A 14962-nucleotide genomic window follows, 5' to 3' on the forward strand; every position below is an offset into this window, starting at 1 on the left:
CACGTCCCTCCCGGCGTCACCCGGGATGTCTCACCAGGGCAGCGGCCGCAGCCGCAGATTGTCCGGGCGCAGTGTGATGCCCACGCGGACGGAGTCGTCGCTGTCGTCGGCCGGTTCGAAGCGGTACTTCGCCGTGATCGCCGCGGTGATCAGGCTCAGCTGGGCCATGGAGAAGTGGTCGCTGGGACACTTGCGGTTGCCGACACTGAAGGGGCTCATGGCGTACTTCGGCACCTCCTTGGCCCGCTCCGGAAGCCAGCGGTCCGGGTCGAAGTCGAGGTGGCGGTCGTACGAGCGGGCGTCGCGCTGAATGGCGTACGGGCTGTAGATGATGTCGGCCCCGGCCGGAATGCGATACTCCCCCAGCGCGGTGTCGGTGATCGCCCGGCGCGTCAGAATCCATACGGCGGGGCGCAGCCGGATGGCCTCAAGGATCACATTGTTGGTGTGCCTGAGGGAGCGGACGTGCTCGAATCCGACGGGTCGGCCGCCGGTCACGGATTCCACCTCGGCGCGCACCTTCTCGGCATGCTCAGGGTGTTCCGCCAGCGCCTGGAGCAACCACATGATCGTGGACGCGATCGTTTCGGCGCCGGGGGTGATTATCGCGACGACCTGGTCGTGGATCTCCTGTTCCCCGATGGGCTCCCCATTGTCGTCCTTCGCTTCCAGCAATGCCGTCAGCAAATCGTCCGGCTTTTGACCAGATGCCCTCCGCTCGGCGACGATCTCGTCCACGAGCAGATGCAAATCGGCCAATGCGCGATTGAATTCGCGGTTGGCCGGAAACGGCAGCTTGTACAGGGGCCCCAGCGGCACCACCATCCTGCGGTACATACCGCGGAAGACGGTGGCGAGGTCGGTGCTCAGCCGCTCGGCGCGCTCGTCCATGAAGTCGCCGCGCAGCAGGCAGCGGGCGGCCATCCGCACCGCCACCCGGAAGGACTCCGAGGTGCAGTCGATGGGGGTGCCGGGGCGCCAGCGCTCGGTCAGCGCGTGCGCCTCCTCCTCCATGATCGGGCCGTAGTTGGGTATGGCGTCCATCCGGAACGCGGGCTGCATGGTGCGCCGCTGACGGCGGTGGAGGGGGCCGTTGGCGGTGGCCACGCCCTCCTTGCCGAGCAGGCCCTCCAGCGACTCCCACACCGGGCCGTCGATCTTGAAGTCGGGGCTGAGGGCGAGCGCGCCCGTCAGGTCCGGGGTGGTGACGGCGTACACGGTCTTGGGGCCGAGCCGGAGGCGCACGATGTCGCCGTGGGCGCGCAGCGAGGACATGAAGTCCAGCGGATCGCGCACCAGTTGGAGGCCGTGCCCGAAGACCGGGACGGCGCCGCCGGCCAGGGGTGGTTCACGCAGCTCCACCGGGTCGGCTGAGGTCTCGGGCTGCACGGACTCTACGGTCATTTCGCACCTGCCGCTTCGTTGGTGACGTACGGGGGTGTGGAGCGGTCGGCCCAACTGTCCACCATGTAACGGCCGGACTCGTGGTGGAACCAGTAGACCGAGCTGAACCAGTTGCGCATATTGCCGACGCAGGTACGGACGGCGGTGCTCAATTCCTTTCCGCGGACCGTGCCGTCGGCCAGTGCATCCGCGAACCTGAGTACTTCGCGTTCGGCTGCGATGAATTCGTCGATGCAGGTCTCGACACGCCGCCTGATATTGTCGACCGCCGCTTCGAGCGTCAGCCCCTCATAGGTGATGAGACTGATGCCGAGATTGTGTACCTCATCGCCCGCTATTTCCTTCGGGAGCGAGCAAAGATCGTTGTACCAGGCGGCGAATTCCTGACTGAGCAATGCGGCCCGGCGATAGGAGGGGTTTCGCCTTATGCCATCGGGGAGTTCGCATCCGGCACTGGGTTCGAGCAGGTCCGTCCAGATCCAGTGCGCGAAGGTGAGCCGGCGCAGGGCGAGATACTCGTCGACGCCGGGCACATATCCCTGGGTGCGATTGCGGAATTCACGGTCGTACGCCTCGATGACCGTGTGGAAATGCCGGGCGAAGCGCTGGTTCCAGGTGCTCGGCAGGAAGCCGTAGAGCCGCAGCACGCTGTCGGCGAACCCGGCGACCAACGGGTCCGGGTGGTGCAGATGGTGCCGGGGTGCGTCGAGTGCCGCGTGCAGCCGGTGGCGCAGCCGCCGCCAGTCGCCCGTGCGCGCGTGCACGATGTCGCGGTCGTGCCGGTCGTCCCAGACGAAGAACCAGGCGCTGTAGTCCGCTATGGCCTGGAGCACCTCGTCGCGGGCGTCCGTGTAGTAGCCCGCCATGAGGTCGGTGTAGCGCAGATCGTCGGCGAACTCCCGCACCTTGTCTTCCGGCATCAGCCGCTTTTCCAGCAGCCACAGCCGGGTCTTCTCCTGGAGCCGCGGCCAATACGGATGCAGCCGCCGGGGAAAGCCGGACTCGATCACCGGGAGTGCCAGTGAGGGTGGTACCACGACCGCCGTCGTCGTCTCTGTGGTGCTGCGTGGGAAAGCTTGCACAGAACAAACCCCTCTCAGCCACCGGATACGCACCCGCTCGGGTGGGGCCGGTACGTCTCGTTGCCTATCCCGCACTTCCCATTCAGCACCACAACTGACCGCCGTGGGAACGGATTTGCGCCCCTCACTACCCCATGGTGCCGAGATTCCTCCCCTGCGTGACTGATTAATGATCACCAGCGTCACAGAAACGACCATTTGTGCGTCGCACTGATGCGCGAAGAAGGGCAAGAAGAAGGGCGCCGGGCCGGGAGTGCTCCCGGCCCGGCGCCCAAGGGCCCGACAGGGCCTAGTCGTTGGCGACCACGGGGTAGCGCGGCTCGTTCTCGCCCATCTGCCGCAGCGCGTCCTTGCGGTCACGCTTGGACAGCCGGTCGATGTAGAGGTAGCCGTAGAGGTGGTCGGTCTCGTGCTGCAAACACCGTGCGAAGTATCCGGTGCCGCGGACCTTGATCGGGTTGCCCTGCTCGTCCTGGCCGGTCACCTCGGCGTAGTCGGGACGCGCCAGCTCGGCGTAGGCCCCGGGCACCGACAGGCAGCCCTCGTTGCTGTCGTCGAGCCGACGCCGCTCGGCGGGCAGGTCGACCAGCTTCGGGTTGCACACCACGCCCACGTGCCGCACGCCCTCGTCGTCCTGGCAGTCGTAGACGAAGACCTTCAGATCGACGCCGATCTGGTTGGCGGCCAGGCCCACGCCCTCTGCGGTGCGCTGGCTGGTGAACATGTCGGCGACCAGCTGCCGCAGTTCCTCGCCGAACTCGGTGACGTCCCTGCACTCCTTGTGCAGCACCGGATTGCCGACGACCGTGATCGGCCGCGAGGTGCCGCTCTCCCGCCAGGCCCTCTCGCGCTCCTCGCAGTCCTCCGTGTCCACGACATAGCCCTCGTCGTCGACGGGGAGCACGCCCGCGTGCTGCTGATCGGTGTCCTGCTGCGCCATGACCGACGTACGCCTTCCTGCAAGCCTGGAAAATTCTGCGTGTACAGCCTAAAGGGGCCGGTCACCCGCTGCTCAGCAAACCTCTTCCAGATCCCGCCAGTCCCTCGAATCCGGACTGTCGGCGACCCATCCGTCCAGCAGCCCCCGCACCAGCGAAGGCGGCGCGGCCACCCCGCACTCCCGCTCCGGCACCCACAGCTGCCCGTCCGTGCGGTGGCCCAGGGGGCCCGGGTGGCCCGGTTCGCTGTGGTCGTGGGGGTCCAGATGCTCCCCCTCGCCCTCGTCGGACGGCATCCGGGACTCGCTGCACATCCGGCACAGCAGCCGCACCGAGGACGACCAGTCCTCTGCGGCGAACCCGGCGTCCGCGGCCAGCTGCTCCAGCGCGTCCCGGTCCGCCTCGGTGGCCGCCTCCAGGAGGACCACCCAGGTGGGCACGGGCGAGGGCGCCCACAGCTCGATCTCGTCGAAGACGGGGTAACTGTGCCCGGCGGACGTGGTGCGCTCCCCGTGCGGGACACCGTCGTGCAGCACGACCTCGCCCCAGCGCCGCCCCGAGGAGGGCAGCGGGATGGACAGCACCTCCATCCGCGCGGGGTCCAGCCGGCGGCCCCAGACCACCTCGGCCTCGCCCTCCGGGGAGAGCCGTACGGCCGCGCTGCCCAGCTCCATGCCGAGCGGTTCCCCGGCGGCGGTCGCGCCGCCGGGCACCCTCAGGCCGTACGCCTGCCAGGCGCGGCGGGCCAGCGGCCAGTCCTGGAGAGCGGTCGCGGCGATGCCCACGTTCCACCAGTCGGGGGCGCCGGTCTCGCGGTCGAGGAGGGCGACGGCGCGCAGCCCGGCGGCGCGGGCCTGCTCCCAGTCGTGCCGGAACTTGTGCAGCAGCGCGAGGTTGAACCAGGACTCCGACAGCCAGGGTTCCAGGTCGGCGGCGCGGGTCAGCAGTTCGCCCGCGTCCTCGTACCGGCCGTCGCCGATGAGCGTGAACGCGCGGTCGGTGGCCTGCCGCCAGGAGGCGGAGGGCCGGTGCCGTCCCTTGCCGAAGATCCTCACGATTCCCGCCTGCCAGTTCCAGTTCCGCACAGTGGGCTGGCTTGTGCCCCCAGGCGCCCTCTCCCTCGCATCCAACCACGTGCGGTGGGAACGGCGCTCATTACCCATGGGTTACCCAGGTGCGGGCGGGATCAGACAGTGCCGTACGTCTCGCCCGAGCCGGAGCGAAGCCGGGCGGGCTCGACGGGAGGGTGCGGGCGCGGACGGCGCGCGGCCTCAGTTGTCCTGGGCCGTGGAGGTGATGTCGTGGTCGGGCGCGGGCTGTCCCGAGCGGATCAGGTCCAGTCGTCCCATGACCTTGGCGCGCAGGTCGGCGGGCACGTCGTCATGGCCGCAGCACCGCTTGACCAGCTTCTTCACGGCCTCTTCCAGGCCGTACTTCTCCAGGCACGGCGAGCACTCCTCGAAGTGGTGCCGGAACTTGTCGCGATCGACGTCCGGCATCTCGCTGTCGAGGAACTCGTACAGATGGTCCAGGACCTCACCGCAGTCCGTCTCGTGCGGCTCTCCGCAGCTCATGAGCCCGAGCCTTTCGCTTCGTCCGACTCCCCGGCGCCCGCCGGGACCAGCCCGCGCTCACGGGCGTAGTCCTCCAGCATGCCGCGCAGTTGACGGCGGCCGCGGTGCAGCCGGGACATCACCGTACCGATGGGTGTCCCCATGATGTCCGCGATCTCCTTGTAGGCAAACCCCTCCACATCCGCGAGATACACGGCGATGCGGAACTCCTCGGGGATCGCCTGGAGCGCTTCCTTCACATCCGAGTCGGGCAGATGGTCGAGCGCCTGCGACTCGGCGGAGCGCAGCCCCGTCGACATGTGCGACTCGGCTCGGGCGAGCTGCCAGTCCTCGATCTCCTCCGCGGCGGAACGCTGGGGCTCACGCTGCTTCTTGCGGTACGAGTTGATGAAGGTGTTGGTGAGGATCCGGTACAGCCACGCCTTGAGGTTGGTGCCCTCGCGGAACTGGTGGAAGGAGGCGTAGGCCTTGGCGTACGTCTCCTGCACGAGGTCCTCGGCGTCGGCCGGGTTGCGCGTCATGCGCAGGGCGGCCGAGTACATCTGGTCGAGGAACTCGAGCGCGTCCCGCTCGAAGCGCGCGCTGCGCTCCGCGGTCGACTCGGCGGACGCCTCCGCGCTCGTGCCCCGGCCCTCGGGCTCTTCCGCCTGGCCGTTGTCGGTCCCCGCGTCGGTCCCTGTGACCGGACCCACCTCCTCAAGATCCCGGGCAGGACCGAGAGTGGTCCCACTCGATTCGGAGGATAGAACACGACCCGTACCCGCCGCCCCTCGAATTGAGGCGGCCTTGGGCGCGTGGAACACCGTCCAGGCCAGCTCGGAGCTGTTCTGGGGAGACTCAAAAGGTGCCGCGCCCAGCGCGTCCTCGGAAGGGCGGTGGTGGGCGGCGGGCGGGCATACGGTCGAACCCATGCGGCGGACTTCCCTTCCCACGACGTCGGTGCCGAGGCCTCAGCACTTCTGTGCGTGACAACAGCGCTGCTGCGCGCGGCATTCCCGGGGGTCACACGAGTGACGCGGTCCACTCGACGACCCCGTCGGTGATGACCTCCAGGGCCCGTTCCTGGCCGATCCCGGCGCGTTTGGGGATCGCGAAGCCGTGGTCGCCGTAAGGCACCTCGATGATCCGGAAATCACCCTCGGGGAACTCGGCGGGCCCGCCGAAGGGATCGTTGCCGCCCTGTACGACGAGGGTGGGCACACCGGTGCCGAGCAGTTCGTCCGCGCGGGAATTCTCGGGCCTGCCCGGCGGGTGCAGCGGGAAGCTCAGGGCGAGGACGGCGCGGGCGCCCAGTTCGCGGGCGGTACGGCAGGCGACGCGGGCGCCGGCGCTGCGGCCGCCGGAGATCACCGGCAGCTCCATGCCGGCCAGCGCGGGCCAGATCCCGCGCCATCCGGTGTCCAGCGTCTTCGGGGCGGGCGCCACCTTCTTGCCCGCGACCCGCCAGGGCTGTTCGACGAGGGCCACGCTCACCCCGTGTCCGGGCAGGACCCCGGCGATCGCCTGGAGGTCGCGCGCCTCGATCCCACCGCCCGCGCCATGGCTCAGCGCGAGGACGGCCCGGGGCTCGGTGGCCCGGTGCCAGGTGATGCGGGCGGTTCCGGCGTCGGTCTCGACAATCTCGATCACGCTAGGGCCTTTCTTTCGGATCAGGTCGGCTCCGAGTGACGGTGTCTTGTCGCTGACCCCGCGACCCCGACAAGATCCGAAAGGGAGGCCCTCAGAAGAGTGTGCCCTCTTCGGGGGCTTCCAGCTCCTTCAGCAGCTCCGGGCCGTTGTTGCGGACGTTGCTGACGGCGGTGGCGACCGGGTAGGCGCGCATCAGGCCGGGTGGGGGCGGGGCGAGCAGGTCCCGCAGTTCCTCGGGGTCGGTGCGGGAGGGGTCGAGCCAGGCGTCCCAGCGGTCCGGGGTGAGCATCAGCGGCATCCGGGGGTGGATGTCGGCGAGCGAGCGCGGTCCGTCGGCGGGGGCCACGGCCAGCGGGGTCCGCTCGGCCTCCGTGGTGATCACCGAGCAGGTGACCCACCAGGCCCGGGGGTGGTCCTCGGGCAGCGTGCGGTCGCGCCAGAACTCGTACAGGCCGGCCATCGCGAACACGGAGCCGTCGGCGGGCAGCACGAAGTACGGCTGCTTGCGGGGCCGCTTCTTGCGCCCCTCGACCTCCAGCTCGCGCTCCTGCTGTCCGGTCACCCACTCGTAGTAGCCGTCGGCGGGCACGATGCAGCGGCGGGCGGCGAGGGCACGGCGAAAGGACGGCTTCTCGTGCACGGTCTCCGCGCGGGCGTTGATCATCCGGGCGCCGCCCTCGGGGCTCTTCGACCAGGACGGCACCAGTCCCCACCTGAGCGTGCGCAGCTGGCGAACCGGACGCGGAGAGTCCGCGTCTTTCAAGGGACGGTCGAGCACGACGTGGACCTCTTTGGTGGGGGCCACGTTGTAGTCCGGCTCCAGGGTCTCCTCGGCTTCCCACCTCTCGATCCCGAAGGTTCTGGCGAGGTCCTCGGGCCCACGACTGGCTGCATACCGTCCGCACATACGTGCCACACTGCCAGACTCCGCCCGCCACCAGGGAGCCACTCGGACACATGAACAACCTCGCCGCCCTCGCGCCGTCCGGCCTCTGGGACCGGCTCACCGGTATCCAGCCCGACCCCGATCTGTGGGTGGTGCTCGCCACCCTCGCCGCCGCCCTGGTGGTGGTCGTACCGCATCCGCTGTGGCGGGTGTCGCGCAACGCGATCACGATCGCGCACGAGGGCGGCCACGGACTGATCGCCCTGCTCACCGGCCGGCAGCTCACCGGTATCCGGCTGCACTCCGACACCAGCGGGCTCACGGTGAGCCGGGGCAAGCCGTACGGGCTCGGCATGATCCTCACCGCCGCCGCGGGCTACATCGCGCCCTCGCTGCTCGGTCTCGGCGGCGCGGCCCTGCTCGCCGCGGGCCGCATCACACTGCTGCTGTGGGCGGCCACGGCCCTGCTCGCGGTGATGCTGGTGATGATCCGCAACGCGTACGGCGTGCTCACCGTGGTGCTCACGGGCGGGGCGTTCCTCCTGGTGTCGTGGCTCGCGGGGCCGCAGGTGCAGGCGGCGTTCGCGTACGCGGTGGTGTGGTTCCTGCTGTTCGGGGGCGTACGACCGCCGTTCGAGTTGCAGAGCAAGCGGCGCCGGGGCGAGGCCGGCGACTCGGACGCGGACCAGCTGTCCCGGCTGACGCATGTCCCGGCGGCCCTGTGGCTGTTCCTGTTCCACGCCGTGTCCCTGTGCTCACTGATCGGCGGCGGGCGCTGGCTGCTGGAGGTCTGAGGACACCCGGCCGCCGGGGTCCACGGGCCGTTCGTCCCGGACGCAGGGGCGGTCGCCGGAAGGTTGCGGCCCCGCCCTCCTTATAAAGTGGGCCCATGGCCCCGAACACCGCCTCCTCCGCCCTCTGGCCCGCTCCGCACGCGAGCGCCGCCGTCGACGCCACCGTCCATGTGCCGGGGTCCAAGTCGGTCACCAACCGCGCCCTGGTGCTGGCCGCCCTCGCCTCCGAGCCCGGCTGGCTGCGCCGCCCGCTGCGCTCCCGGGACACCCTGCTGATGGCGGGTGCCCTGCGCGCGATGGGCGTGGAGATCGAGGAGGGTGTGGGCCCCGACGGCACCGGCGAGGCCTGGCGGGTGCTGCCGACCGGCCTGCACGGCCCGGCCACGGTGGACGTCGGCAACGCGGGCACCGTGATGCGCTTCCTGCCGCCGGTGGCCACGCTGGCCGACGGCCCCGTCCGGTTCGACGGCGACCCGCGGTCGTACGAGCGTCCGCTGCACGGTGTGATCGACGCGCTGCGCGGGCTCGGCGCGCGGATCGACGACGACGGCCGGGGCGCGCTGCCGCTGACCGTGCACGGCGGCGGGGCGCTGGACGGCGGCCCGGTGTCGATCGACGCCTCGTCCTCCTCGCAGTTCGTCTCCGCGCTGCTGCTCTCCGGCCCCCGCTTCAACCAGGGCGTCGAGGTCCGGCACACCGGCACCAGCCTGCCCTCCATGCCGCACATCCGGATGACGGTGGACATGCTGCGCGCGGTCGGCGCCCAGGTGGACACCCCGGAGTCGGGCGGCGAGCCGAACGTGTGGCGGGTGACGCCGGGCGCGCTGCTCGGCCGGGACCTGACCATCGAGCCGGATCTGTCCAACGCGCAGCCGTTCCTGGCGGCGGCCCTGGTGACCGGCGGCAAGGTGCTGATCCCGGACTGGCCGGAGCGCACCACCCAGCCGGGTGACCGGCTGCGGGAGATCTTCTCCGAGATGGGCGGCACCTGCGAACTCACCGAGTTCGGGCTGGTGTTCACCGGTTCCGGCGCGATCCACGGCATCGATGTCGACCTGAGCGACGTCGGCGAGCTGACCCCGGGCATCGCGGCCGTCGCCGCGCTCGCCGACTCCCCCTCGACGCTGCGCGGGGTGGCCCATCTGCGGCTGCACGAGACGGACCGGCTGGCCGCGCTCACCAAGGAGATCAACGAGCTCGGTGGTGACGTCACGGAGACGGCCGACGGTCTGCACATCCGCCCGCGCGCTCTGCACGGCGGCACCTTCCACACCTACGAGGACCACCGCATGGCCACCGCCGGCGCGATCATCGGCCTGGCGGTCGAGGGCGTACGCATCGAGAACATCGGGACGACGGCCAAGACCCTGCCGGACTTCCCCGAGCTGTGGACCGGGATGCTCGGGCAGTAGGGACACACGCCATGCGCCGCTACGGCAAGCACACCGACGAGGACGACATCCGCTCCCGCCCCAACCGCAAGGGCAACCGGCCGCGGACGAACATCCGGCCCAAGCACGAGGACGCGGCCGAGGGGCTGGTCCTGACCGTGGACCGGGGGCGGCTGACCTGCCTGGTGGAGGACCGGGTGGTGATGGCGATGAAGGCACGGGAGCTGGGCCGCAAGGCGGCGGTGGTCGGGGACCGGGTGATGCTGGTCGGCGATCTGACCGGCATGAAGGACACGCTCGCGCGGATCGTCCGGATCCAGGAGCGGGCCTCGGTGCTGCGGCGCACGGCGGACGACGACGATCCCTACGAGCGCGTGGTGGTCGCCAACGCCGACCAGCTGGCGATCGTCACGGCCCTCGCCGACCCGGAGCCGCGGCCCCGGCTGATCGACCGCTGTCTGGTCGCGGCGTACGACGCGGGGCTCGAACCCCTGCTGGTGCTGACCAAGTCCGACCTGGCCGCGCCGGACGAACTCCTGGAGCTGTACGGCCATCTGGACATCCCGTATGTGGTCACCAGCCGCGAGGAGCTGGAGAACGGGGACGCGGCGGACCGGGTGCGGGAGCTGCTGGACGGGCGGATCACCGCGTTCGTGGGGCACTCGGGCGTGGGCAAGACGACGCTGGTGAACGCGCTGGTGCCGCAGGAGCGGCGGCGTACGACGGGACACGTCAACGCGGTGACGGGGCGCGGCCGGCACACCACCACCTCGGCGCTGGCGCTGCCACTGGCGGGCGACGACGGCTGGGTGATCGACACTCCGGGCGTACGGTCCTTCGGCCTGGCGCACATCGATCCGTCCCGGGTCATCCACGCCTTCCCGGACCTGGAGCCCGGTACGGCGGACTGCCCGCGCGCGTGCAGCCACGACGAGCCGGACTGCGCGCTGGACGCGTGGGTGGCGGCGGGGCACGCGGATCCGGCGCGGCTGTACTCGCTGCGGCGGCTGCTGGCGACGCGGGAGCGCACGGAGGGCGACTGACCTTCGCGTTGTTTGCCCGGGCCGCGGCGCGGCAAGTGCATAATCGCACCGGACCGGAGATCCGGATCAACGGGAGGACAGCGCATGGCGTGGCTGCTGGTCATCGTGGCCGGAGTGCTGGAGACCGGCTTCGCCGTGTGCCTCAAGCTATCCCACGGCTTCACCCGGCTGTGGCCGACCATCGCCTTCGCCTCCTTCGCGCTCGGCAGCTTCGGCCTGCTGACCCTCTCGCTGCGCAAACTCGACGTCGGCCCCGCGTACGCCGTCTGGACCGGCATCGGCGCGACCGGCACGGCGATCTACGGCATGATCTTCCTGGGCGATCTGGTCTCCACCCTGAAGATCGTCTCGATCAGCTTCGTGATCGTGGGGATCATCGGCTTGCAGCTGTCGGGGTCGAGCCACTAGGGTCTGTTGCGAAAGTGGATCTTGTTCGTTGATGATCACCTTTCGTGGGACGTGGGGATCTGACGAACGGCCAGTGGGCCCGGCTTGAGCCGTTGCTGCCGCAAGGCATCAAGCCGGGTCGTCCGCAGGTGTGGACGCGGCGGCAGCTGATAGACGGCATACGGTGGCGGACCCGGACCGGTGCCCCATGGCGTGACGTGCCCGAACGCTACGGGCCGTGGGACCGGGTTTATGACCTGTTCCGGCGCTGGCAGCGGGACGGCACCTGGGCGAGGATCCTCACCCAGCTCCAGGCCGAGGCCGATGCGGAGGGCCTGGTCACCTGGGACGTGAACGTCGACTCCACCGTCTGCCGGGCTCACCAGCACGCTGCCGGCGCGGTGAAAAGGGGGATCTCCAGAAGGAACCGCCCGGCGGGATCTTCGTCGAGCCGGCCGACCACGGTCTCGGACGATCCCGCGGCGGGCTGACCAGCAAAATCCACCTCGCGGTCGAGCAGGGGCAGAAGCCCTTGTCCGTCGTGATCACGGCTGGACAGCGGGGCGATTCCCCGCAGTTCGAAGCGGTCCTGGAAGCCATCCGGGTTCCGAGGCTGGGACTCGGCAGGCCGCGCAAGAGGCCGGACCGGGTGCGGGCCGACAAGGCGTACGACTCCCGCAGCAACCGCTCCTACCTGCGCAGACGCGGCATCAAAGCCACCATCCCAGTCCCTGCGGACCGCGTCCGCAACCGCCTCAAGCGCGGCTCGCGCGGCGGGCGTCCACCGGCGTTCGACAAGGACGACTACAGGCAGCGGCACGCGGTCGAGTGCGGGATCAACCGGCTCAAACGCCACCGGGCCGTCGCCACTCGGTACGACAAACTCGCCGTCCGCTACGAAGCGACAGTGCTGGTCGCAGCCATCAACGAGTGGCTTTGACCAGCACTTTCACAACACGCCCTAGGCGGCCGACGTGACACAGGGCGGGGCCCCGGCCCGGCATCTCCGCTGATCTGCGGCGGGTGCGGCGCCAGTGCCGAGTGGACGGCTTCGCGCCGGGACGGCGGCTGGTCGCCGCCCGGCTCGGGGGCACGTGGGAGCCGTTCTTCGGGCGGCCGCTCTGGTCGCGGGCCCGCCGCGCGGGGCGCGTCCTGTGGGCCTACGACACGTGGACACTCTGGCCGAACTACATGGGCGCCACCGGGGCGACGCGGGCGATGTTCCCCCGGCGGCCGCGCTGGATGAAGTCCTCGGCACGGCGCGCGGAGGTGCCGGCCGGTCTGCGACGGCTGCGCGCGATGGACGCCCTGTCGGCTCCGGCGGAGCGGTCCGACGCGGCCCATGAGCGGGGTGGCCGGCCGCAGCCCCACGGGGCCCGGTACTTCCGAAGTTCCCCGTGCTGACGGCGGTTGGGGCCGGTCAGAGCGCCGTGCGGGGTGCGGCGATCCGGAACAGGCCGGCGATACCGCCTTCCCCCGGCGGCCGCGCTGGATGAAGTCCTCGGCACGGCGCGCGGAGGTGCCGGCCGGTCCGCGACGGCTGCGCGCGATGGACGCCCTGTCGGCTCCGGCGGACCGGTCCGACGCGGCCCATGAGCGGGGTGGCCGGCCGCGGCCCCACGGGGCCCGGTACCTCCGAAGTTCCCCGCACTGACGGCGGTTGGGGTCGGTCAGAACGCCGTGCGGGGTGCGGCGGTCCGGATCAGGCCGGCGATACCGCTCTCCCCCGGTGGCGCCGTGACGCAGGACAGGGCGAGGCGGACCACCAGTTCGCAGGAGCGGGCCAGTCCGACGGTGGCGGCGGGGGTCGTGCCGGGGCCGGACAGCGCGGCGACGGCGCGGTCGCGGACGATCCGTACGAGTTCGGGCGGCGAGGGGAGCGGCGGTTCCGGGCGGCGCTGCGCCGGTACCGGGGCGGGGGCCCGGGGCGGTGCGGGGAGCCGCTCGCTCCAGCAGCCGGTGAGCAACGCCCGTACCAGCGCGTCCTGCTGGGCCGCGGCCGCCGTCCACTCGGCGACGGCGGTGAGCCGCTCCCAGTCGCCACCGCCGCCCGCGAGGGCGCGCTCCACACCGGCGAGATAGCCGTCGGCCGCCCGCCGCACCAGCGCCCGCGCGAGGCCGTCCTTGCCGCCGAACTCGTTGTACAGGGTCTGCCGGGACACTCCCGCCGCCGCGGCCACCTCCACCATGCGCACCGCGGACCACGGCCGGCGCGCCAGCGCCGCGCCGGCGGCGTCCAGCAAGGATTCCCGGGCACCAGCCATCGTCGTCTCCCTGGAGTCAACGGCGTTCCGCCCAGATTTGACGGACTTTCGGATGATGTCAAGGGGTTGCTCGCCGGGAGCGGAAGGCCCTGTACCGCGCGCGGACGCACGGCGGTCGCTCACGCCTTCACGGGCGCCGCGCACGGCCGGTTCGACACACGTACGCCCCCGGTGGCTCCCGTACCCGCCCAGCCGATAGCGTGACGTGCATGCCGGACTACCTCGACGACCTCCGTCTCGCCCACGTCCTCGCGGACGCGGCCGACGCGGCCACCATGGACCGCTTCAAGGCCCTGGACCTGAAGGTGGAGACGAAGCCGGACATGACGCCGGTGAGCGAAGCGGACAAGGCGGCCGAGGAACTCATCCGCGGCCAGCTCAAGCGCGCCCGCCCCAAAGACGCGGTCCTCGGCGAGGAGTACGGAGTCGAGGGCACCGGCCCCCGGCGCTGGGTGATCGACCCGATCGACGGCACCAAGAACTATGTGCGCGGCGTCCCGGTGTGGGCCACGCTGATCTCGCTGATGGAGGCGGGCGAGGGCGGTTACCACCCCGTAGTGGGCCTCGTCTCCGCCCCGGCGCTCGGCCGCCGCTGGTGGGCCGCGAAGGGCCATGGCGCCTTCACCGGCCGCAATCTGACCGCCGCGGGCCGTATCCACGTCTCCGGGGTCAACACCCTCGCGGACGCCTCCTTCGCCTACTCGTCCCTGTCCGGCTGGGAGGAGCAGGACCGCCTCGACGGCTTCCTGGACCTCAGCCGCCAGGTGTGGCGCACCCGCGCGTACGGCGACTTCTGGCCCTACATGATGGTCGCCGAGGGCTCCGTGGACATCTGCGCGGAGCCGGAGCTGTCCCTGTGGGACATGGCCGCCCCCGCCATCGTCGTCACCGAGGCGGGCGGCGCCTTCACCGGGCTCGACGGCCGCCCGGGACCCCACAGCGGCAACGCGGCGGCGTCCAACGGCCTGCTGCACGACGAGTTGCTGGGGTATCTCAACCGGCGCCAGTGAGACAGGCGGGACGCTTGCGCACGCCCCCGGCGGACCACGCGCGCCCTCTTGTTGACCCGGCCTTGACCTGAGACTCTGAAGTCACCCCCACTTGTGAATTTGTGAATCCGGGGACAAGGTCCCTGGATCCCAGGAGGTGGCCCCACCCATGCTGGTCCGCGACGCCATGAGCACGGTGATCCTCACCCTCGGCCCCGCCCACACCCTCCGAGAAGCAGCAACCCTGATGTCCGCCCGGCGCATCGGTGCCGCCGTGGTCTTCGACCCGGACGCCGGCGGCATCGGCATCCTCACCGAGCGCGACATCCTCAACTCCGTCGGCCTCGGACAGAACCCCGACACCGAGCGCGCCCACGCCCACACCACCACCGACGTCGTCTTCGCGGCGCCCACCTGGACACTGGAGGACGCCGCCCGCGCCATGGCGCACGGCGGCTTCCGGCATCTGATCGTCCTCGATCGGGGCGAGGTCGCCGGGATCGTCTCGGTCCGGGACATCATCCGCTGCTGGTCCTCGGCCCGCGAGCCCGCCCCGCTGGCCCGGGCGGGCTCCTGAGCAC

At 70.9% G+C, this 14962-nt stretch carries 17 protein-coding genes; 8 read left to right on the plus strand and 9 right to left on the minus strand.

Annotation, left to right across the window (positions count from 1 at the left end):
* Nucleotides 1–30: 30 nt before the first annotated feature.
* The 8 genes from HEP81_RS13855 to HEP81_RS13890 form a co-directional block, all read right to left on the minus strand.
* The gene (locus tag HEP81_RS13855; protein WP_037660192.1) at nt 31–1404 is read right to left on the minus strand and encodes a bifunctional albaflavenone monooxygenase/terpene synthase; all 1374 of its coding nucleotides are present in this window, start codon (nt 1402–1404) and stop codon (nt 31–33) included.
* On the minus strand, nt 1401–2486 hold the full coding sequence (gene cyc1 / locus HEP81_RS13860; protein ID WP_106980008.1) for an epi-isozizaene synthase: 1086 nt from the start codon (nt 2484–2486) through the stop codon (nt 1401–1403). The genes HEP81_RS13855 and cyc1 overlap by 4 nt, the downstream gene beginning before the upstream one ends.
* Nucleotides 2487–2775: 289 nt before the next feature.
* Entirely contained in the window at nt 2776–3426 is a 651-nt protein-coding gene (gene def, locus HEP81_RS13865) for a peptide deformylase (RefSeq protein ID WP_037660190.1), read from the minus strand.
* A gap of 72 nt (nt 3427–3498) precedes the next feature.
* The gene (locus HEP81_RS13870) at nt 3499–4479 is read right to left on the minus strand and encodes a tetratricopeptide repeat domain-containing protein (protein WP_037660283.1); all 981 of its coding nucleotides are present in this window, start codon (nt 4477–4479) and stop codon (nt 3499–3501) included.
* Between the two features lie 216 nt (nt 4480–4695).
* Nucleotides 4696–4998 carry a mycothiol system anti-sigma-R factor gene (gene rsrA, locus HEP81_RS13875; RefSeq protein WP_037660188.1) on the minus strand — a complete coding sequence of 101 codons (303 nt, stop codon included), beginning with the start codon at nt 4996–4998 and terminating at the stop codon, nt 4696–4698.
* Nucleotides 4995–5690, minus strand: coding sequence for an RNA polymerase sigma factor SigR (gene sigR, locus HEP81_RS13880; protein WP_037660184.1), 696 nt, complete (start codon nt 5688–5690; stop codon nt 4995–4997). Before sigR ends, rsrA begins: the two co-directional genes overlap by 4 nt.
* 310 nt (nt 5691–6000) lie before the next feature.
* Nucleotides 6001–6627 (minus strand): alpha/beta hydrolase family protein, encoded by a 627-nt coding sequence (locus tag HEP81_RS13885; protein ID WP_037660182.1) that lies wholly within the window; start codon nt 6625–6627, stop codon nt 6001–6003.
* Nucleotides 6628–6718: 91 nt separating this feature from the next.
* A complete protein-coding gene (locus HEP81_RS13890) occupies nt 6719–7534 on the minus strand; it encodes an SOS response-associated peptidase (protein ID WP_037660178.1) in 816 nt (271 codons plus the stop codon).
* A gap of 50 nt (nt 7535–7584) precedes the next feature.
* On the opposite strand from HEP81_RS13890, the gene HEP81_RS13895 reads away from it, so the two are divergent.
* The 6 genes from HEP81_RS13895 (at nt 7585) to HEP81_RS13920 (ending at nt 12532) form a co-directional block, all read left to right on the plus strand.
* On the plus strand, nt 7585–8307 hold the full coding sequence (locus HEP81_RS13895; protein ID WP_037660176.1) for a M50 family metallopeptidase: 723 nt from the start codon (nt 7585–7587) through the stop codon (nt 8305–8307).
* 95 nt (nt 8308–8402) lie between these two features.
* The gene (aroA, locus tag HEP81_RS13900) at nt 8403–9719 is read left to right on the plus strand and encodes a 3-phosphoshikimate 1-carboxyvinyltransferase (RefSeq protein ID WP_037660175.1); all 1317 of its coding nucleotides are present in this window, start codon (nt 8403–8405) and stop codon (nt 9717–9719) included.
* An 11-nt stretch (nt 9720–9730) separates the two neighbouring features.
* Nucleotides 9731–10741, plus strand: a complete 1011-nt coding sequence (gene rsgA / locus HEP81_RS13905) for a ribosome small subunit-dependent GTPase A (RefSeq protein WP_037660174.1) — start codon at nt 9731–9733, stop codon at nt 10739–10741.
* 84 nt (nt 10742–10825) lie between these two features.
* Nucleotides 10826–11149: a DMT family transporter gene (locus HEP81_RS13910; RefSeq protein ID WP_037660172.1), complete on the plus strand. Its 324-nt coding sequence runs from the start codon at nt 10826–10828 to the stop codon at nt 11147–11149.
* A gap of 44 nt (nt 11150–11193) precedes the next feature.
* Nucleotides 11194–12068 (plus strand): IS5 family transposase gene (locus HEP81_RS13915; RefSeq protein ID WP_106980134.1). Its coding sequence is split into 2 segments (ribosomal slippage): nt 11194–11529 and nt 11532–12068, totalling 873 coding nucleotides; the frame shifts between segments, so codons are not numbered across the junction.
* An 83-nt stretch (nt 12069–12151) separates the two neighbouring features.
* Nucleotides 12152–12532: a hypothetical protein gene (locus tag HEP81_RS13920; protein ID WP_243279415.1), complete on the plus strand. Its 381-nt coding sequence runs from the start codon at nt 12152–12154 to the stop codon at nt 12530–12532.
* A 266-nt stretch (nt 12533–12798) separates the two neighbouring features.
* Here HEP81_RS13920 and HEP81_RS13925 read toward each other — a convergent pair whose 3' ends face one another.
* A complete protein-coding gene (locus HEP81_RS13925; RefSeq protein ID WP_037660129.1) occupies nt 12799–13392 on the minus strand; it encodes a TetR/AcrR family transcriptional regulator in 594 nt (197 codons plus the stop codon).
* Nucleotides 13393–13601: 209 nt separating this feature from the next.
* Between HEP81_RS13925 and hisN the strand changes: the two genes are divergently transcribed.
* Both hisN and HEP81_RS13935 read left to right on the plus strand, forming a co-directional pair.
* Nucleotides 13602–14402 carry a histidinol-phosphatase gene (hisN, locus tag HEP81_RS13930; protein WP_037660128.1) on the plus strand — a complete coding sequence of 267 codons (801 nt, stop codon included), beginning with the start codon at nt 13602–13604 and terminating at the stop codon, nt 14400–14402.
* Between the two features lie 148 nt (nt 14403–14550).
* Entirely contained in the window at nt 14551–14958 is a 408-nt protein-coding gene (locus HEP81_RS13935; protein ID WP_037660126.1) for a CBS domain-containing protein, read from the plus strand.
* The last annotated feature ends 4 nt before the right edge of the window (nt 14959–14962 follow it).

It is taken from the genome of Streptomyces griseofuscus (assembly GCF_014673495.1).
In the GTDB taxonomy this organism is placed as follows: Bacteria; Actinomycetota; Actinomycetes; order Streptomycetales; family Streptomycetaceae; genus Streptomyces; species Streptomyces murinus.

Excerpts from the sequence above, each read along its gene's own strand:
- HEP81_RS13855 (WP_037660192.1), bottom strand. The coding sequence starts at position 1,404 with ATGACCGTAGAGTCCGTGCAGCCCGAGACCTCAGCCGACCCGGTGGAG.
- def (WP_037660190.1), bottom strand. The coding sequence starts at position 3,426 with ATGGCGCAGCAGGACACCGATCAGCAGCACGCGGGCGTGCTCCCCGTC.
- rsrA (WP_037660188.1), bottom strand. The coding sequence starts at position 4,998 with ATGAGCTGCGGAGAGCCGCACGAGACGGACTGCGGTGAGGTCCTGGAC.
- HEP81_RS13890 (WP_037660178.1), bottom strand. The coding sequence starts at position 7,534 with ATGTGCGGACGGTATGCAGCCAGTCGTGGGCCCGAGGACCTCGCCAGA.
- HEP81_RS13895 (WP_037660176.1), top strand. The coding sequence starts at position 7,585 with ATGAACAACCTCGCCGCCCTCGCGCCGTCCGGCCTCTGGGACCGGCTC.
- aroA (WP_037660175.1), top strand. The coding sequence starts at position 8,403 with ATGGCCCCGAACACCGCCTCCTCCGCCCTCTGGCCCGCTCCGCACGCG.
- rsgA (WP_037660174.1), top strand. The coding sequence starts at position 9,731 with ATGCGCCGCTACGGCAAGCACACCGACGAGGACGACATCCGCTCCCGC.
- HEP81_RS13910 (WP_037660172.1), top strand. The coding sequence starts at position 10,826 with ATGGCGTGGCTGCTGGTCATCGTGGCCGGAGTGCTGGAGACCGGCTTC.
- HEP81_RS13925 (WP_037660129.1), bottom strand. The coding sequence starts at position 13,392 with ATGGCTGGTGCCCGGGAATCCTTGCTGGACGCCGCCGGCGCGGCGCTG.
- hisN (WP_037660128.1), top strand. The coding sequence starts at position 13,602 with ATGCCGGACTACCTCGACGACCTCCGTCTCGCCCACGTCCTCGCGGAC.
- HEP81_RS13935 (WP_037660126.1), top strand. The coding sequence starts at position 14,551 with ATGCTGGTCCGCGACGCCATGAGCACGGTGATCCTCACCCTCGGCCCC.